Source organism: Lichenicoccus roseus (assembly GCF_005844085.1).
Classification (GTDB): domain Bacteria; phylum Pseudomonadota; class Alphaproteobacteria; order Acetobacterales; family Acetobacteraceae; genus Lichenicoccus; species Lichenicoccus roseus.
This window is the reverse complement of the sequence record NZ_VCDI01000004.1, coordinates 316,765-335,079: the sequence shown is the minus strand read 5'-3', so window position 1 is coordinate 335,079 and position 18,315 is coordinate 316,765. Positions and strand designations below refer to the sequence as shown.

General features: G+C 69.2%; 19 protein-coding genes. 10 read left to right on the top strand and 9 right to left on the bottom strand.

Annotated elements, in window-relative coordinates:
* Window positions 1-4: 4 nt before the first annotated feature.
* From FE263_RS13895 to trxB, 5 genes are all read right to left on the bottom strand, one after another.
* Entirely contained in the window at window positions 5-1,417 is a 1,413-nt protein-coding gene (locus tag FE263_RS13895) for a DUF1800 domain-containing protein (RefSeq protein ID WP_138326606.1), read from the bottom strand.
* 170 nt (window positions 1,418-1,587) lie between these two features.
* Window positions 1,588-1,815: a hypothetical protein gene (locus FE263_RS13890; protein ID WP_138326605.1), complete on the bottom strand. Its 228-nt coding sequence runs from the start codon at window positions 1,813-1,815 to the stop codon at window positions 1,588-1,590.
* Between the two features lie 147 nt (window positions 1,816-1,962).
* The gene (locus FE263_RS22400; RefSeq protein WP_205880381.1) at window positions 1,963-2,394 is read right to left on the bottom strand and encodes a hypothetical protein; all 432 of its coding nucleotides are present in this window, start codon (window positions 2,392-2,394) and stop codon (window positions 1,963-1,965) included.
* Between the two features lie 124 nt (window positions 2,395-2,518).
* A complete protein-coding gene (locus FE263_RS13880; RefSeq protein WP_138326683.1) occupies window positions 2,519-3,403 on the bottom strand; it encodes a LysR family transcriptional regulator in 885 nt (294 codons plus the stop codon).
* A 76-nt stretch (window positions 3,404-3,479) separates the two neighbouring features.
* On the bottom strand, window positions 3,480-4,463 hold the full coding sequence (gene trxB / locus FE263_RS13875; RefSeq protein WP_138326604.1) for a thioredoxin-disulfide reductase: 984 nt from the start codon (window positions 4,461-4,463) through the stop codon (window positions 3,480-3,482).
* A gap of 238 nt (window positions 4,464-4,701) precedes the next feature.
* Between trxB and FE263_RS13870 the strand changes: the two genes are divergently transcribed.
* The 5 genes from FE263_RS13870 (at window position 4,702) to motA (ending at window position 9,930) form a co-directional block, all read left to right on the top strand.
* Window positions 4,702-5,190: an Lrp/AsnC family transcriptional regulator gene (locus FE263_RS13870; RefSeq protein WP_240759568.1), complete on the top strand. Its 489-nt coding sequence runs from the start codon at window positions 4,702-4,704 to the stop codon at window positions 5,188-5,190.
* 2 nt (window positions 5,191-5,192) lie between these two features.
* Window positions 5,193-6,323 (top strand): glycosyltransferase, encoded by a 1,131-nt coding sequence (locus FE263_RS13865; protein WP_138326602.1) that lies wholly within the window; start codon window positions 5,193-5,195, stop codon window positions 6,321-6,323.
* Between the two features lie 14 nt (window positions 6,324-6,337).
* Entirely contained in the window at window positions 6,338-7,819 is a 1,482-nt protein-coding gene (locus FE263_RS13860; protein WP_138326601.1) for a glycosyltransferase family 39 protein, read from the top strand.
* Window positions 7,820-7,887: 68 nt separating this feature from the next.
* The gene (locus FE263_RS13855; protein ID WP_138326600.1) at window positions 7,888-9,051 is read left to right on the top strand and encodes a flagellar motor protein MotB; all 1,164 of its coding nucleotides are present in this window, start codon (window positions 7,888-7,890) and stop codon (window positions 9,049-9,051) included.
* A gap of 12 nt (window positions 9,052-9,063) precedes the next feature.
* The gene (gene motA, locus FE263_RS13850) at window positions 9,064-9,930 is read left to right on the top strand and encodes a flagellar motor stator protein MotA (RefSeq protein ID WP_138326599.1); all 867 of its coding nucleotides are present in this window, start codon (window positions 9,064-9,066) and stop codon (window positions 9,928-9,930) included.
* Between the two features lie 60 nt (window positions 9,931-9,990).
* Here the strand turns inward: motA and FE263_RS13845 are convergent, their stop codons facing one another.
* The 4 genes from FE263_RS13845 to FE263_RS13830 all read right to left on the bottom strand — a co-directional run bounded on the left by FE263_RS13845 (window position 9,991) and on the right by FE263_RS13830 (window position 13,489).
* The gene (locus FE263_RS13845) at window positions 9,991-10,461 is read right to left on the bottom strand and encodes an NUDIX hydrolase (RefSeq protein ID WP_205880380.1); all 471 of its coding nucleotides are present in this window, start codon (window positions 10,459-10,461) and stop codon (window positions 9,991-9,993) included.
* An 8-nt stretch (window positions 10,462-10,469) separates the two neighbouring features.
* The gene (locus FE263_RS13840; protein ID WP_240759567.1) at window positions 10,470-10,928 is read right to left on the bottom strand and encodes a GAF domain-containing protein; all 459 of its coding nucleotides are present in this window, start codon (window positions 10,926-10,928) and stop codon (window positions 10,470-10,472) included.
* A gap of 46 nt (window positions 10,929-10,974) precedes the next feature.
* A complete protein-coding gene (locus FE263_RS13835) occupies window positions 10,975-12,771 on the bottom strand; it encodes a putative bifunctional diguanylate cyclase/phosphodiesterase (RefSeq protein ID WP_138326597.1) in 1,797 nt (598 codons plus the stop codon).
* Between the two features lie 136 nt (window positions 12,772-12,907).
* Entirely contained in the window at window positions 12,908-13,489 is a 582-nt protein-coding gene (locus FE263_RS13830) for a chalcone isomerase family protein (protein WP_171034108.1), read from the bottom strand.
* A gap of 193 nt (window positions 13,490-13,682) precedes the next feature.
* On the opposite strand from FE263_RS13830, the gene FE263_RS22140 reads away from it, so the two are divergent.
* The 5 genes from FE263_RS22140 to FE263_RS13805 are packed head-to-tail and all read left to right on the top strand — an operon-like array spanning window position 13,683 to window position 18,210.
* Complete coding sequence (locus FE263_RS22140; RefSeq protein WP_171034107.1) at window positions 13,683-14,006, top strand: acyl carrier protein; 324 nt, start codon at window positions 13,683-13,685, stop codon at window positions 14,004-14,006.
* Window positions 14,003-15,229: a beta-ketoacyl-[acyl-carrier-protein] synthase family protein gene (locus FE263_RS13820; RefSeq protein WP_138326595.1), complete on the top strand. Its 1,227-nt coding sequence runs from the start codon at window positions 14,003-14,005 to the stop codon at window positions 15,227-15,229. Before FE263_RS22140 ends, FE263_RS13820 begins: the two co-directional genes overlap by 4 nt.
* 13 nt (window positions 15,230-15,242) lie before the next feature.
* Complete coding sequence (locus FE263_RS13815; protein WP_138326594.1) at window positions 15,243-16,328, top strand: type III polyketide synthase; 1,086 nt, start codon at window positions 15,243-15,245, stop codon at window positions 16,326-16,328.
* A gap of 44 nt (window positions 16,329-16,372) precedes the next feature.
* On the top strand, window positions 16,373-17,095 hold the full coding sequence (locus tag FE263_RS13810; RefSeq protein ID WP_205880379.1) for a methyltransferase domain-containing protein: 723 nt from the start codon (window positions 16,373-16,375) through the stop codon (window positions 17,093-17,095).
* Window positions 17,092-18,210 (top strand): NAD(P)/FAD-dependent oxidoreductase, encoded by a 1,119-nt coding sequence (locus tag FE263_RS13805; RefSeq protein WP_138326592.1) that lies wholly within the window; start codon window positions 17,092-17,094, stop codon window positions 18,208-18,210. The genes FE263_RS13810 and FE263_RS13805 overlap by 4 nt, the downstream gene beginning before the upstream one ends.
* Window positions 18,211-18,315: the final 105 nt, after the last annotated feature.

Here is an 18,315-nt window from a genome sequence, read left to right as displayed (position 1 = left end):
CGGCCTATCTCCTGAGGAAATCGGGCGAGACGAGCAGCAGCGCCAGCGCACTGGCGGGGCTCTCGGACCGCCTGACCTGCTCGGCGGTGGCTTCCGAGAGCGAGGCGGGCATGACACGTGCGCCGATCACGCGGGCATCGATGCGGTCGCCGAAGGGCGCTGCCAGCCGCGATGCGAACTCCACCCGGCGCAGCAGCGCATCCGGCGCCGCCCAGCTTGCGGCGGTGTCGTCCCATCCGGCCGGGGAGCCCGGCTTCCACACCGGCTGGCCGAGCGCCGACTGCACGCCGGCCAGCTGCAACTGACCGGGCCCGGTCTGGTCCATCCCGCGTAGAGCCGAGATGGTCCATTCCCAGGGCGTCTTGAACTTCAGCGGCGTGGCGGCCCAGGGCTCGGGGGACAGGATCAATACCCGGTAGAGGCTCGGCAGGTCGCCGCCGCTCCGCTCGAACTCCTGTGCGAGCCGCGCCACCAGACGCGGCGGCGGCGTGTCGCCGGCGAAATGACGCCCGAGCTTGGTGGCGACATGGCTGGCGGTGGCGGGCGACCTGGCAAGGTCGAGCAGCACGGCGGTCGCCTGGTCCTCGCCGGCCTGGTCGTAGGTGTGGCCCATGACCCGGCGCGGACCCGGCTCATGCTGCATCGGCCGGAAGGCGAACGCATCCGGATCGCCCTCGCGGTCATGGCCACGTCCAAGGCCATCGATGGTCCAGCCGGTCAACGCGCGGGCGAATTCGGTGACGTCGGCCTGGCTGTAGCCCGACCGCACGCCAAGCGTGTGCAACTCCATGATCTCGCGTCCGAGATTCTCGTTCAGGCCGAGCCGCCGTCCAGGCTCGCGTTGTTCCGCCTTCAGCGCAGCCGGGCTGTCCGGTCCGATCGAGGCGATCTGGTTGAGATAGATCAGCATCGCCGGATGCTGCTCGACGGCCAGCAGCATGTCGGAGAAGCGGCCGAGCACGTGCGGCCGGATGGCGTCGCGCTCGAAGCTGCCCGCATAGGCGGCAAGCTCCGGATTGTCTGTCGAGATGCAGAAATGGTTCGACCAGAAATGCACCATGCGTTCGACGAACGGCGCGGCCGTAGTCAATGCGCTTTGGGCGCGGGCCTGGACCGCATCGCGATACAGCGCACGCGTGGTCTGCATGTACGCCTCGCGGATCGGCTTCAGGCTGGCTTCCAGGGTTCCTGGAGCGGCACCCGCGGCCTGCTTGAGCGCGCGCTGCTGTGCGCGATATCGCTGCACGACGATGCCGGCATCCGCGAGCGTGGCCATTCCCGCCGGACGGATCTCGAAATCCCTGAACTGCTCGAGCAGCCAGCGCCGTGCTTCCATGGGCTGGTCGTCGCCCGGGCATGCCCCCAGCCCGAAGCGGTTGAGGGCGATCGCGGCGGCGGAGAGGGGGCGTGCGGTCATCGCCTGCTCAGGCAGGACGCAGCACATAGTGGCCGGGCGCCCAGAGGCAGGCGAGCAGAAGCAGGCTGGCGCAGATGCGCATGACGGCAAACTCCGTGCGAGGTCGGCAAAACTGCGTATCAGCCCCGGTGGCCCGGGACTTGGTGCGGACCGTTCCGGTGTGATCCTATTCAGACCGGGCCAACAACGACCGCCGCCGCCGCCCGTACCACCGGGCCGGGGGGCGCCCAGCCAAGGCCCGGGTGCCAGCGATAGCCGGCATGCCATCCCCAGCTCCGACGCCAGCCATCGTGCCAACCCCAGGCAGTGGCGGGCGCCGGGATGAGCGGGGTGATCGACGTGATGGCCATGACGGTCGCCACGACGCCATCATGCAGGTGCGTGATGAATTTTCTCATAACGGTGCCCTCACCAGATCCGGCAGCGTCCCGGATCGACGCCGCCATGGGGCACGATACGGCCAGGGCGGCAGGCGCATCCGCCGAGGGACGCAACCAGCAAGGCGACACCGGCGATGCAGCGGAGACGGGTGCCATGCCCGGCCATCATCGTTGTCCCTGCAGGGCCGGCGACGCGCCGTTCGCGAGATCACGCCGCGCTGCACGCCGTACCTGAGCGTAGTGCCGGACGTCATTCAGGGTGACGTAGCCCTTATGTCCAATATCGATGTCATCGAAATGATTTGCGACCATGCGCAAGTCGCCATCCTGCGCCTGCAACAGCGTAAGGTGGCCGTCATGCGTCGTGTTCGCCGCATCGAACCGTTCCTGCAGGCGATGTGCGTGTAGCGCCGGTGACGAGGCGGTTGGCGGCGTGTCCTGCGCGAACACTGCCGAGAGCGGCGCCGCGGCCACCAGGCACGCGGCCACCAACCCGAAGATCCTGCGTGCTGACAGGCCTGTTTGCCTTCGGAAAAAAACTGCCGACATCGTCGGGTGCTTCTTGCGGTTGCGCACTTCCCGCGCGCCGGCTGTCATCAGCGGCAGCGCGGCATGGTGGTGGAATGCATGACGATCTCCTTCCTGGTCCTCCTTGAACGGAGGCCGGTCGGAAACCCGTCGCTATTTCACCTGACGAAAAGTCGCAACGCCGTCGCGCGCGTCAGCTTCGCGCGGCCATCTCCGAGAGCAGGAAATCTCGGAACACCGCGACACGCTTCGAGGTACGCAGCTCTTCCGGATAGACGAAGTAGGCCTCGATTACCGGCGACTTCACCCCGGTAAGGATCTTCTTGAGGCCGGGCCGATCGTTCAGCATGTAGTGCGGCAGGGTGCCGATCCCGAGCCCCGCCTCGATCGCGTCGGCCATCGCGGCCAGGTTGTTGACCTCCAGCGTCGACAGCCGCTTGGAGCCGTTCGGCCGGCCGGCGCTGGCGATCCAGTTGATGTCCGGCGAGGGTGGATGATAGCTGCCGAACAGCACCAGCCGATGGTTGTCGAGTTCCTCGATGGTATTCGGCGTGCCGCTGCGGTCGAGATAGGACTGCGCCGCGCAGACCGGAAGGTGGATGTCGGCGAGATGGCGCTGCACCAGGTCGGGCTGCCGGGGAGGATGCATGCGTATGGCGACGTCCGCCTCGCGCATCCCGAGATCGAGGTCGCCATCCTCCAGGATCAGCGTGATGGTGATGTCGGGGTGGGCCTCGAGGAAGGCGGGCAGCCGTGGCGTCAGCCAGGTGCCGCCGAAGCCGGTGGTGGTGGTGACCTTCAGCCGTCCGGCCGCCTTCTCCTTGCTCTCGGTGAGCAGCGCCTCGGTCATCGCCAGCTTGGCGAACACCTCGCGGACGGTGCGGTTCATCGCCTCGCCCTGCTCGGTCAGGATCAACCCGCGCGCATGACGGTGGAACAGCGGCACCTGCAGCGCCTCCTCCAGCGCCGAGATCTGTCGCGAGACCGCGGACTGGCTGAGATTGAGCACGTCCCCGGCATGGGTGAAGCTGCCGGCCTCGGCCACGGCATGGAAGATGCGGAGCTTGTCCCAATCCATGCTCATGCTGTCCCGCCCACCCTGCCAAGCTTCAACGCAGCGCCGCCATCATCGGCCTGTTCTCATACCCATGCCGTCACTCGGCGGCGAGGGCCTGCGCCGGATGAATTTCCGCAAGGTAGCGTTCCGCTTCCAGCGCCGCCATGCAGCCGGTACCGGCCGCCGTCACCGCCTGGCGAAAGATCTTGTCCTGCACGTCGCCGGCGGCGAACACGCCGGGCAGCGAGGTCTGTGTGGAGCCTGGCCTGGTGACGACGTAGCCCTCCTCGTCGAGCTCGACCTGGCCGCGGAACACCGAGGTGTTCGGCGTGTGGCCGATGGCGACGAATACGCCGTCCACCGCCAGCTCGCGGCTCTGGTCGGTCGCGACGTCGCGCAGCACGATCCCGCCTACCACCGGCGGGCTGCCGGTCTCGGTGATGTCCTCGACCACGCTGTTCCAGACCACCGAGACCTTCGAATGCGCGAACAGCCGGTCTTGCAGGATGCGCTCGGCGCGCAGCCGGTCGCGGCGATGCACCAGGGTGACGTGGTCGGCATGGTGGGTGAGGTAGAGCGCCTCCTCGACCGCGGTGTTGCCGCCGCCGACCACCGCCACCCGGCGGCCGCGATAGAAGAAGCCGTCGCAGGTGGCGCAGGCCGATACGCCCGCACCCTGCAGCTTCTTCTCGGACGGCAACCCGAGCCAGCGCGCCTGGGCGCCGGTGGCGATGATGACGCTGCCGGCGAGGTAGATGTCGCCCGAGTCGCCGACCAGCCGGAACGGCTCGCCCGGCGCGCGCGGGGCAGCCAGATCGGCCTGCATGATCAGGTCGTGGATCATGCGGGTGCCGACATGCTCGGCCTGCTGCGCCATCTGCTCCATCAGCCAGGGGCCCTGGACCGCCTCGGCGAACCCTGGATAGTTCTCGACGTCGGTGGTGATCATCAGCTGGCCACCCGGCTGCAGCCCTGCCACCAGCACCGGGCGGAGATTGGCGCGCGCCGCATAGATCGCCGCCGTGTATCCGGCCGGACCGGCGCCGATGACCAGGACGTCGGTCGAGATGGTCTCACTCATGGTCGCTCTGAACTCCCTTGCGGCCCCAGGGCGCACCCGTGGGGTCGAGGATATCGGTGGGATTCCATGCTGTGCAAGCAAGATGCCGGCCGAACAGGCTGTCGCGAAGCGGCTTTGTGGCGTTTCCGGGCTGCTGCCTTATATGCTTGGTGCCGATGTCGCACCCCCCGCCGCCCACACGCCTTCGCCAGCCAGAGCCGTCCATGCCGTGTTTTTTCGTTACAAAGTCCATACGATCGTGACCGAGCTCGATGCGATCGACCGGCGTATCGTGGCCGAACTGCAGGAGGACGGCCGCATCACCAACGTTGAATTGGCCCGGCGTGCCGGCATCTCGGCGCCCCCCTGCCTGCGCCGGGTGCGCCGGCTTGAGGAACTCGGGGTCATCCGGGGCTACCATGGCGATAGCGATCCGCAGCTGCTCGGCTGGGCGATCACCTTCTTCGCCCTGATCGGCCTGGACAGCCAGAAGGACGCCGTACTCGCCGGCTTCGAGGCCATGGTCGCGGAATGGCCCGAGGTGCGCGAGTGCCACATGATCCGCGGCGGCGGCGACTTCCTGCTCCGACTGGTCGCGCGCGACACCGTCCACGAGAACCAGCTCACCCGCCGGCTCACCGAGGCCGTGCACGTCAGCCGGGTGCAGACGCTGCAGACAATCCGCACCAGCCGCAACCTGGTCGGCGTGCCGGTCGAGCCTCCGGACCGGCCGGCCGGGAGGACATAGACATGTCGACCACCCTTGATCGCCCGGCCATGGTCGCCACCGCGCCGATCCTCAGCATCGTGGTGCCTTGCTACAAGGAGCGCGCGAACGTCCGCCCGCTGGTTGCCGCGCTCGAGGCAGCCCTCGATCCGACCCTGCGCGGCGCCTGGGAGGTCATCTTCGTCGATGACGACAGCCCGGACGGCACCACCACCGAGATCCGCACGCTGGCGGCGCAGGACACCCGGGTGCGCGGCCTGCGCCGGGTCGGGCGGCGCGGCCTGTCCTCGGCGGTGATCGAGGGGGTGATGGCGTCCTCGGCCGAGTTCGTCGCGGTCATGGATGGCGACCTGCAGCATGACGAGACGCGCCTGGCGCCGATGCTGCAGGCGGTACGTTCCGGCAGTTGCGACATCGCCGTGGGCAGCCGCCATGTTGCCGGCGGCGACAATGACGGGCTGAGCAATGCCTGGCGGCACCGGCTGTCGGATGGCGGGATACGCATGGCGCAGGCAATGCTGCCGGTGCGACTCGGCGACCCGATGAGCGGCTATTTTGCCTGCCGCCGCGACTATTTCGACGAAGTCACGCCGCGCCTGAGCGCCAAGGGCTTCAAGATCCTGCTCGACCTGATCCTGAGCGCGCGTACGCCGCCACGGGTGGTCGAGATCCCGTGCCACTTCAAGCAGCGCGCCGCCGGCGAGAGCAAGCTGGACGCCCTGGTGCTGGTCCAGTTCATCGCGATGCTGCTCGACAAGGCGGTGGGCGGCCTGCTGCCCACGCGGTTCATCGCCTTCGCCGTGGTGGGCGCCACCGGGGTCGCGGTCAATATCCTGGTGCTGGATCTCGCGCGCTACGGCGGACTGAGCTTCTCCAAGGCGCAGCTCACCGGCACGCTCGTCGCCATCCTGGTCAATTTCGCCCTGGACAACTCGCTGACCTATCGCGATCGCCGTCTCACCGGAGCGCGGTTCTGGCTCGGCCTGCTGTTCTTCATCGTCGTCTGCTCGGCTGGCGCTCTTGCCAATGTCGGCATCGCGAGGGCCCTGTTCATCGCCCATCGTGGCTGGGGCCCGGCCTCCGCCGCCGGCGCGGTCATCGGCGTGGTGTGGAACTACGCAGTGTCGTCGACGCTGGTCTGGCGCCGTAAATAGGGCCGCCTGCGCCCATGGCTGGCGAACGTCGCTGGTTTGCACCCCTGGGATCGCCACTCCTGGTGTGGTCGCTCCTGGCGGCGTTGACCTTCCTGCGCCTGCTGGTCGCCGCATGGTCGCCGGTGTCTGCCGACGAGGCGTACTACTGGACCTGGTCGCACGCGCTGGCGCCGGGTTACCTCGACCATCCACCGATGACGGCGCTGTGGATCGCCGCCGGGACCTTCCTCTGCGGCGACACGGCGCTCGGCATCAGGCTGCTTGCACCGCTTGCGGCGACCCTCGGCACGCTGCTGCTGGCCGGTGCCTGCCGCGACCTGCTGGCGACGCCTGCTGCGGTGGCGATCCGCGCGGCCATCCTGCTGAACGCGACCCTGCTGCTGGGCGTCGGCGCGGTCACCATGACGCCGGACACCCCGCTGCTGTTCTTCTGGACCGCGGCGCTCGCGGCATTCGGGCGGGTCATTGCCACCGGGCGCGGCGCCTGGTGGCTGGCGGCAGGTGTCGCGATCGGGCTGGCGATGGACAGCAAGTACACTGCCCTGCTGACCGCCGCCGGCCTGCCGCTCTGGCTGCTGCTGACTGCAGCCGGGCGGCGCTGGCTGTTTACGCCCTGGCCCTGGCTCGCCGCCGCGCTGGCGCTGCTGCTGTTCGCGCCGGTGCTGGAGTGGAATGCGGCGCATGCCTGGGCCAGCTTCATCAGGCAGGGCGGCCGGACCGGTGACTGGCATCCGGCCCGCGCGGTCCGCTACCTCGCCGAATTGGTAGGCGGCCAGGCCGGGCTCGCGACGCCGATCATCTTCGTGCTGCTGGTGTGCGGGATCGGTCGGCTTGCCCGCCGCGCCGCAGGCCCCGGGGAGACGCTGCTCGTTGCGGTCACCCTGCCGGCGGCGTTGGTTTTCGTACAGCACGCCTTCGGGGACCGGGTGCAGGCGAACTGGCCCGGCCTGCTCTACCCGGCCTGCGCGATCGCGGCCGCCCCGATTGCCCGGCGCTGGGGCCGAGCCGGCGCGATGCTCGGGTTCGCCCTGACCGGCCTGGTCTACCTGCAGTCGGTCGCGGCGCCGCTGCCATTGCCGCGCCCGCTCGACGTGACGCTGATGCGGCTGGCTGGCTGGCCGGCCCTCGCAGCACGGGCCGCCGCCATCGCCGGACCAGGGGTGCCGCTGGTCGCCGACGAATACGGCCTGGCCAGCGAACTCGCCTTCGCCGGCACCGGCCATGCGGTGCTTGCGGCCGAGCCACGCTGGCGCCTGTTCACGCTGCCGCATCCGGCGCTGGGCAGCGTGCGCATGCTGCTGGTGCGCAGCACGAAGCGGAAGGACGCGCCGGACCCGCTGCTGTTCAGCGATGTCGGGCGGCTGGCGACCCTTGATCGCGGTCGCCCCGGGCGGCTGGCGGAGCGTTACACCCTCTACCGGGTCACCCTGCGCCCGGGATTGCCGGCCAACCTCGGAACCGAACTGGCGCTGCTGCCGGTTCCGTCGCGCCGCTAACGCCGGCTTAACTCCCCTCAGGCACTCTGCCTCCAGGCCCCGCATGGGTCGCAACGGAGGCGGCACAGATGGCGGGCGGACGAAGCAACGGCAAGAACGCTGCACGCGGTGGCGGCAACGTCATCATCCGTCGCGAGGAGATCGTGGAGGGCGGCCATCACGGCGGCGCCTGGAAGGTCGCCTACGCGGATTTCGTAACCGCCATGATGGCCTTCTTCCTGCTGATGTGGCTGATCAACGCCACCACGCAGGACCAGCGCCGCGGCATCGCCGCTTATTTCAGCCCGATGGCCAAGGTCGAGAACGGCTTCTCCGGCACCGGCATGGTGCCGGGCGGCGCCTCTCCGGTCGCGGACGGCGCGCAGCTCATCGATCAGGGGCCGCCGCAGCTTGCGACCCTGTCGGCGCACGCCGACAAGCAGACCCCGGAGAACGATGGCGATCCCGACACCGGCACCGCGTCGGAAGCCAAGCCCGGTCCGCTCGGCGTCGGGCCGAACGCCACCTACGTGTCCGCGCCGCCGTCGCCGGCTGGTCCGCCACCCGGAGCGAAGGACAGCAAGCTCGCCACGTCGACCGCAAGTGGCAAGGCGGTCGCCGGGAGCGATGGGCCGCCTGGCGGGCTGGCCAAGGGCGATACGGGTAGCCGAACAACCCTCGATGCCGGCCAAGGCGATGGCCAGGCGGCGGCACAGGCCGAAGCCGCGACGCTGCATGATGCGGCAGAGGCGATGCGGGCGGCGGTCGCGAACGATGCGTCGCTGCGGGCCTTCGCCGGGCAGATGTCGGTCGACGTGACGCCGGAAGGGCTGCGCATCCAGATCATGGACTCCGAGCGTCAGCCGATGTTCGCCACCGGCTCGATGGTGCCGAACGAGCGGGCTCAGCAGCTGCTGCGTCTCGTCGCCCCGTTCATCGCCAAGCTGCCGCAGATGGTCTCGATTGGCGGCTACACCGATGCCGGCGTCTACCGCGCCGGGCAGGTGTCCAACTGGAGCCTGTCGTCGGGACGCGCCGATGCGGCCCGCAACGTGCTGGTCGGGGGCGGCCTCTCCGAGAGCAGGCTGAGCAACGTCACCGGCTATGCCGATCACGGCCTGCTGCTGCCGGCCGACCCGCTGTCGCCGTCGAACCGGCGCATCGTGCTGACCCTGCAGCGCATCCTGCCGGCACCCGGGGTGGCCGCTGCCGCCCGCGACGGCGCCGGCACCGATGCCGCAGCGGCCCGGTAGGAGGAGCGGCACATGCTTACCATCGGTGGCCTGGTCTTCCTGATCCTGTGCGTGTTCGGCAGCTTCATGGCGTCGGGGGGCGCCATCGGGGCGCTGATCGCGTCGATGCCGTTCGAGCTGCTGAGCATCCTGGGCGCCGCGATCGGCACCTTCATCATGGCCAACTCGATGCACGACCTGAAGCATACGGTCGGCGGCCTCATCAAGACGATCAAGGGACCGGCGTTCAAGAAGGACGACTATGTGGAGCTGCTCAGCCTGCTGTTCTTCCTGGTCAAGCTGGCCTCCACGCGCGGCGTGATGGCGCTGGAGCCGCACATCGAGAACCCCTCGACCAGTTCGGCCTTCGGCAAGTTTCCCAAGATCAGCGCCAACCACCACGTCACCGTGCTGATCTGCGACTACCTCCGCATGGTGGGCATGAACGCCGACGATCCGAACCAGCTCGACGACCTGATGGGGCGCGAGCTCAAGAAGATCCTCAACGAGGAGCTGCATCCGGCGCATGCGCTGCAGACGATGGCCGATGCGCTGCCGGCGCTGGGCATCGTGGCCGCCGTGCTCGGCGTCATCAAGACCATGTCGCATATCAACGAGCCGCCTTCGGTGCTTGGCGAGATGATCGGAGGCGCCCTGGTCGGCACCTTCCTCGGCGTCCTGCTGGCCTACGGCGTGGTGGCGCCGATCGCGTCGCGGCTGCAGACCATCATCAAGGAGGAGAGCAAATACTACGAGCTGATCCGCGCGGTTCTGGTCGCGCATCTACATGGCAATCCGCCGCAGGTCAGCATCGAGAGCGGCCGCAAGATGGTGCCGAGCGAGCAGATGCCCAGCTTCCAGGAACTGGAGACTGCGGTGCAGGCCCTGGAGATCACCTAGGGCAGCATCCGGTCGCTTGGAATCGCGTTGCGATGCCAAGTGTCGGACCAAGCTGCTCCATCAATCGACAAGCGGAGCATGATCGATCGGGTCATGCTCTACCCGCCGCAGTGCCTGGGTGATCAGGGTGCCGAGACGCGGGGAGAAGCGGTGCGGTTCGCCGGCCACGGCGCCGAGGTCGAACCAGGACGCGTCGTGTGCGTCGGACGCTGCCGACGGACGACCGCCGCAAAAAACGCACAGCACCGGCAGCAGGACATAGTGCCCGAGCAGCAGCCCGTCGGCTCGCCGGTACAGCAGGTCGAACGGTGTCAGCAGCCGCACCGCCTCGGCCACCACGCCGGTCTCCTCGAGAAGCTCGCGCAGCGCCGCCGACGCGATGGTCTCGCCGGTCTCGATCTTTCCACCCGGGCAGCCCCACAGCATGGCGTCTGGTGGATTGCGACGCTGCACCAGCAGGATGCGGTTGGCCCGCAGCACCACGGCCAGTGCGGCCGCCACCGGTCGGATCACGTCCGGAGCGGTCGGCAACGTTGCGGTCAGTCCGACGACGCGTCGACCACCAGGCGCGCGACCTGCTCGCACAGAAGGCGGTCGGCGTCGGAGAAGCGCGCCGTGACCGGGCTGTCGATATCCAGCACGCCGAGCAGCCGGTCGCCGCGCAGCAGCGGCACCACGATCTCGGAGCGAGACGCAGCATCGCAGGCGATGTGGCCGGGAAACTGGTGGACGTCCGGCACGACGATGGTCTCGCGGCGGGCCGCCGCGGTGCCGCAGACGCCCTGGCCAAGCGAAATGCGGACACAGGCGACCCGGCCCTGGAATGGCCCGAGCACCAGCACCTCGCCGCGCAGGATGTAGAAGCCGGCCCAGTTCACCTGCGGCAGGCGCTCGAACAGCAGGGCGGCGGCATTCGCGCAGTTGGCGACGAAGTCGGGCTCGCCGGCGACCACGCTCCGTATCGCGTCGACCAGGTCGTCATCCAGGTCAGGGCTCACCCGTGCCTCGCGCCAATCGGTGGAACTACGGGATGCCGCAACTCGCTCAGGCCCGCAACCCCGGCAGCAGAAGCTTGCCGCCGGCGACCGGCGGGCGGGCGGCTTGCAGGTCGAGCAGCCGGGTGATGGCATCCGCGGCCATCGGCCGGCTGATCAGGTAGCCCTGGCCCTCGGTGCAGCCCTGGTCACGCAGCCAGTCGAGCTGTTCGACACTCTCGATGCCCTCCGCCATGCAGGCGACGTCGAGATTGCCGGAAAGGCCGATGACGGTCCGGGTGATCGCCGCCGCGTCGGCCGCGCGTGTCACGTCGCGGGTGAACGAGCGGTCGATCTTCAGCCGGTCGAGCGGGAAGTGGCGCAGATAGCTGAGCGACGACCAGCCGGTGCCGAAATCGTCCACCGCGAGGCTGACCCCGAGCTGCTTGAGCTCGCGCATGATCCGGATCGCGCTGCCCAGGTCGTCGAGCGGCATCGCCTCGGTGATCTCGAGTTCCAGCCAGTGCGGCTCCAGCCCGGCGTCGCGCAGGATGGCGGCCACGTCTTCCACCAGGCTGTCGCTGTAGAACTCCGCCGGCGAGAGATTGACCGCCATGCGGAAGGGCGGGTAGCCCGCCTGCTGCCAGCGCGCCGCCTGGGTGCAGGCCATCGCCAGCGTGTTCCTGCCGATCGCGCACATCAGCCCCTGCTCTTCGGCAAGCGGAATGAAGCTGGCTGGCGGAACGTTGCCGAATTGCGGATGGGTCCAGCGCAGCAGCGCCTCGACACCGCAAATCGCACCGGTGCGCAGCATGATCTGTGGCTGGTAGTGGAGGATGAAGTCCTGGTCGCGCACCGCGGCGTGCAGGTCGCGTGCGAGTTGCAGGCGCGTCTGCAGCGGCTGGCCTTCCGGGCGGAACAGCCGCACCTGACCGGGCCCCGCCGAACGGGCATCCTGCAAGGCGACGCTGGCGCGGCGCAACAACCCCTCGGCATCGCTGGCGTCCGACGGATGCACGCTGATCCCCGCGATCGCACCGAGCGCCAGGGTCTCACCCCCGTCGGTCCGCACGGTCTGCAGGCCGCGGACCATCTCGCCGGCACGTGACATCGCCGTCTCGGCGTCGCCGACCCCATCCAGGGCAGCCGCGAACAGGTCGGTGCCGATACGGGCGAACAGGTCCCCCGCCGACAGGCAAGCCTGTATCCGACGGGCCGCCTCGGCCAGCGCCACGTCCCCGGCCTGGTAGCCGAAGACGGTGTTGACCTCACGCAGCCGGTCTAGCGCGATCACCACGACGGCGGTTTCCGGCGCCTGCAGCGGGATCGCCACGCCGACACGCAGCGCCAGCTCTGCCTCGAAGGAATGGCGATCGGGCAGTCCGACGACTGTAGGGGTGGAGCGGGTGGCGGTCCGGGCGAGGCCACCGCCCGCATTGCGGATCGGCGTGGTGCGGCGCTCGAGGATCGTCGCGACCCGGGCCAGCACCTCGGGCCCGCGCAACGGCCGCACCAGCATGTCGTCATGCAGCGGAAAGCGCGAGGCCGGATCCGCCAGTTCAGCCTCGGTCGTGACCAGGATGCTGGGAATGAAGCTGACCCGACCAAGTCCGCCGCCGGACTGCACCAGGATCAGGTCGGGAATGCTGTCGGCCGGCGATGAATGCTGCACCGATCCGATGCGGTGGCAGCGTACCTGGTAGCCGGCAGCGGTGAGCAGGTCCGACAAGGCCGGGAGTTCGTCCATGTCGCCGTGCAGGATCGAGATGCGTGGGCCGCCGGCGGCCGGCGGGACGCCGGGGTCCTGCCGGCGCGCGGCCTCTCCGCCTGGCAGCAGCCTCGACGGCTCGATGACACTCTGCAGCATCGCACGCCTCCGTCCTTACGCTCGCCCCCATCTGCACAGGCTGGCCCGGTTCATCCTCGAAGCGAACAGCTCCGGCGCCCGGTTGGTTTCCACGCGGTAACATCAACGTTAATAAGACATAAATTATGTTTATCAGTTATTGCGTTGTCAAACCCAGCAGGCCGTCGCGCAACGGCACCGTGGGGGGCTGCTCGCCGAGGAAGCTGGCCAGCAGGTGATGGCTGAACTCGGCGCCGGGGATGGTGGCGATCCTGCTGTCGTTGAACATCACGTCGAGCTGCTTAGGCATGAAGACGAAGCTGGTGATGTCGCCGGATTTGACCGGGCGCGCGGTGCCCAGCAACTGCTCGAAGGCCGCCTCTTCGGTAGCCGAGCAGTGCGGGACGCAATTCAGCCGGTGCCCGCGCTGATACTCGTCCTGCACCCGTCCGACGCTGGCCTGGCGCACGAACTGGATCTTCAGCACCTTGGGGCCGGGTTCGGCCAGCAATGCGGCCGGGTCGTGGGTCGGCGCCGGAACATACAGGCCGGCGACGTAGCCGCGTATGTGGAGAAGCGTGAAGCTTCGCACCCCCATGCCATTGAGGCGGAGCGGCTGGCCCTGCAACTGCAGGCTGTCCGGCATCCCGACCCCGTCCAGGGTCATGCCCCACGCCGGGCTCCAGGCAAGAGCGACGAGGGCGGCGAAGGCTGCCTTGCGAAGGCTGCTGCCGATCATCCTGGGCGGTCTCCGGCATCGAACGATCGGAGCAAGACAGGGCATCGCGGGAAATCCAGCTATTTTCGCCATCCATCCCTTCCGCCATGATCGCCGTCAAGAAAAGCGGATGCGCCGGACGCGGCTGATCGCTAATGGTCTTCCAACAAGGGGACCGGACTTCGCAAGCGGGCCCGTCAGACGAAGGATGTCCATGCTACAGCCCGAGCCTCAGCTGGCCAGCGACCCCAGGACCGCCGAGATCCTCGATATCGTCGCCAAGGAGACCCAGATCGACCGTGCCAGGCTTACGCCCGATGCCTCGATCGAGGCCCTTGGCATCCCGTCCCTGGACATGGTCCAGGTGATCTTCGAGATCGAGGCCCGCTACGATGTCGAGATCCCGGTCGCCCCGGAGCGGGCGGGCGGCGAGTTCAGCACCATCGGTGACCTGGTCGCGCATGCGTTGCGCGCCATCGACGCAGCCCGCGGTGCCGACCCCCGGATGAGCGGCACGACGGATACGGCGCGCGGGTGAGGCGTCGGGTCGCGGTCACCGGTCTCGGCGCGATCGCCTCCATCGGCGCCGACATGGCGTCGCTCTGGACCGCAGTGCAGCACGGAACGTGCGGCATCGGTCCGATCACCACCATCCCGACCGAGCGCCTCACCACCCGGGTCGCCGCCGAGATCCGCGATTTCGATCCGTTGGCCTTCTTCGATCCGCGCCAGCTGGTGCTGCTGGATCGCGGCACCCAGTTCGCTCTGGTCGCCGCCCGCGAGGCGGTGGGGATGTCCGGCCTGGACACCCGCGCGGCCGGCGCGCGCGGCGGCGTCGTGCTGTCGGCCGCGGTCGGCCAGCACACCTTCGACTCGTCCTACAAGGCGTTCTACGGCGACCTCGTGAAGCGGGTTCACCCGCTGACGGTGCCGCGCGTGATGCCGAGCAGCGCCACCAGCCACGTCTCGATGGAATTCGGCCTGCGCGGTCCGAGCGTCTCCATGGCCTCGGCCTGCGCGTCGGCGAACCACGCGATCGGCCACGCCTTCCAGATGATCCGCGCCGGCATGCTCGACTGCGCCATCACCGGCGGCGCCGATGCCTCGGTGGTGGTCGGCTTCCTCAAGGGCTGGGAAGGCCTGCGCGTACTCAGCCCGGACCGCTGCCAGCCGTTCTCGCTGGAGCGCAAGGGGCTGGTCATCGGCGAGGGCGGCGCGATCCTGGTGCTGGAGGAGTGGGACGCAGCCCTGGCGCGGGGTGCCGTGATCCAGGCCGAGCTGATCGGCTTCGGCAGCTCCGCCGATGCGGGCGACATCACCGCGCCGGACGTCAACGGCGCCGCCGCCGCCATGCGCGCCGCCATCGAGGATGCCGGGGTGTCCGCCGATGCGGTCGGCTACGTGAATGCGCACGGCACCGGCACCCGCCTGAACGACCGCACCGAGGTGGCGGCGTTGCGTGCCGTGTTCGGGCGCCATCTCGACCGCATGGCGGTGTCCTCCACCAAGTCGATGCTGGGGCACTGCATGGTCGCCAGCGGCGCGCTCGAGCTGGCGGTCACCGTGTCGGCACTGCGCGACAGCGTGCTGCCGCCGACCGTCGGGTTCACCACCCCCGATCCCGACTGCGACATCGACTGCGTGCCGAATGTCGCCCGCCCGGCGCCGATCGAGGTAGCCCTGTCCAATTCCTTCGCCTTTGGCGGCCTCAACGCCACCCTGATGGTGCGCCGCGCCGCGCCTTCCCGGAGATCCTCATGATCGTCATCCCGGCTTGAGCCCGCCCCTCGCCCTGCCGCATCTCAACCGCGTCGCCACCGCGGTCCCCGAACATGACGTGCACCTGGCGTTCCTCGGCTTCGCCCGCACCCTGCTGGAGGACGACCGCGCCCGGCTGGTGTTCGACCGCATGGCCGAACGGTCGGGCATCGCGCACCGCTACTCGAACTTCCGGCCCGGCTCGCTCGAGGCTGGCGAGGTCGACGCCGACGGCTTCTACCGGCGTGGCGCCTTTCCCTCCACCGGCGCGCGCATGCGGCTGTACGAACCGTTCGCCCGCACGCTGGCGCTGGAGGCGATCGGCCGGCTCGGGCTGGAGGGCGAGACCGATCGCATCACCCACGTGGTGGTGGCCTCCTGCACCGGCTTCACCGCGCCCGGCCTCGACCTGCAGATTGCCGACCGGCTCGGCCTGAAGGCGACCGTCGGCCGCACCATGGTCGGCTTCATGGGCTGCTCGGCGGCGGTGCCGGCGCTTCGACTGGCCTACGACACCGTACGCGCCGATCCGCGTGCACGCGTGCTGATGGTGAACTGCGAGCTCAGCACGCTGCATCTGCAGGAGACCTCCGACCTCGAGACGGTGCTGTCCTTCATGCTGTTCGCGGACGGCGCTTCGGCTGCGCTGATCACCGCGGATCCGGTCGGGCTCGCGCTGGAGGATTTCCGCAGCGAGATCGTCCCTGACAGCGCCGGGTTGATCACCTGGCGCATCGGCGACCAGGGTTTCGACATGCACCTGTCGGGCAAGGTGCCCGGCCGCATCGCCGGCGCCCTGCGCGGCGATGGCGAGCAGCCCTGCAGCCTGCTGCGCGGCCTTCCCGCCGGCGCCTACGACCTCTGGGCGGTGCACGCCGGCGGCCGCACCGTGCTGGATGCGGTGGAGGTCGGACTGGAACTGGATCCGACGCGGCTGCGCCATTCGCGTGCGGTGCTGCACGAGTACGGCAACATGTCGTCGGCCACCGTCATGTTCGTGCTGGCCCGCATCCTGGCCGGGCAGGACGGCTCGCGCGGCATCGGCATGGCGTTCGGCCCGGGCATGGTGGCCGAGAGCTTCCGGTTCCGCCGGGCCGGCTGATGGAGCTGCCGCCACGGCGCTTGGATCTGCCGCCTCCACGGCGAGTGGACCTTGCCGTCCGGGCCGATGGTCCGGAGATCCTTGACGGCGAGGATGTCGGGCCGGAAACCTACGACGCGGTGATGAACGACCTCGCATCGGTCAGCCGGGTGATGCTGGCGCACGCGCCGACCATCGGCTTCCTCGAACGCGCCACCCGGGGCCTTGCACGCGGGACGCGGATCTCGGTGCTCGATGTCGGCTTCGGCGAGGGTGACCTGCTGCGACGCATCGGACGCTGGGCGCGCCGGCGCGGGCTGCGGGTGGAACTGGCCGGCATCGACCTCAACCCGCGCAGCGCCGCCGCCGCCTGTGCCCGCACGCCGGCCTCGATGCCGATCGAGTTCCAGGCCGGCGACGTGTTCGGCTGCGACCGCCAGGCCGACTTCATCGTGAGCTCGCTGTTCGCCCACCATCTCGATGACGTGGACGTGGTGCGCTATCTGCGCTGGATGCAGCGTCATGCGCGACGCGGCTGGTTCATCAACGACCTGCACCGCCATCCCCTGGCCTATCACGGCTTCGGGGTGACCGCCCGCCTGGCCCGCTGGCATGCGATCGTGCGCCAGGACGGCATGCTGTCGGTGGCGCGCAGCTTCCGCTCGGCCGACTGGCGCGCGCTGCTCGACCAGGCCGGGATCGAGGCCCGGCTGCTCTGGAGGCCGATGTTCCGACTGTGTGTCGAATATCTGGAAGAGGCTCGCCAGGACGAGCGGCATCCGGGATGATCCTGGTGGCCGGCGGCGGGTTGGCCGGTGCCGCGGCCGCCTGCGACCTGGCGCAGCAGGGGCGGCCGGTTACCTTGTTCGAGCGCGAGCGCGTCGCCCGGCACAAGATCTGCGGCGAGTTCATCAGCATCGAGGCGCGCCGGCATCTCGCATCGCTCGGGCTCGACCTTGACGCTCTCGGGGCGGTCGCCATCGAGCGCGTGCGTGTGGCCCGCGGTTCATCGCTGATCGAGGCGGCGCTGCCCTTCACCGGCAGCAGCCTGACCAGGCGACGGCTCGATGCCGCCCTGCTGTCACATGCGGCGGCGTCGGGCGCCGGGATCCGCACCGGTTGCCTGGTTCGGCGTACGGTGACCGAGAGCGGCGCGACCGGGCTCGAACTGGATGGCGGCGAAGGTGTGCGGGGCGAGGGCGTGCTGCTCGCCACCGGCAAGCACGACCTGCGCGGCATGCGGCGGTCGCCGCCCGGCCGGAGTTCCCGGAGCCAGTTGTGCTTCAAGAGCTACTTTGCGTTGCTGCAGGCAAGCAGGACTGCCCTGGAGGGCCATGTCGAGCTGATGCTGTTCCGCGACGGTTATGCCGGGCTGCAGATGGTCGAGGGCGGCATTGCCAACCTCTGCCTGGTGACGACGTCGGACCGCTTCGCGCACGCAGGCGGTGACTGGCGTGGCCTGCTGCAGTCCCTGACGGCGGAGAGCGCGCATCTGCGGCATCGCCTGCAGGGGGCAACGGACCGCCTGGACCGGCCGCTGAGCATTGCCCGGGTGCCGTACGGCTTCCTGCATCGCGGCGGCGAGGAAGCGCCCTGCGATCTGTACAGGCTGGGCGACCAGATGGCGGTGATCCCGTCGTTTACCGGCGACGGCATGTCGATCGCCCTGCATACCGCCAAGCAGGCGGCCCGTGCGGTGCTGACGGGTGAAGCCGCTGCAGCCTACCACGAGCGGATGCACCGGGCGCTGCGGCCGCAGATGCGCATCGCCAGCGGCCTGAGCGCACTCGGCCGAAGCACCGGCGGGCAGGTAGCGCTGCTGTTGGGGGCGCGGTTGTGGCCCGGCCTGATCCAGCGTCTGGCGATCGCGACCCGGGTACCGGACCTTCCGGTGCTGCCGTAGCAACGGCAAACAGGCATTTCGCCGTCTTGGTCGATACTTTAGGAAAACGGTTTTTGTGGTTTGATATTTTTGATGTCTTGAGTGGCCGACTCGATTTGACAGCGA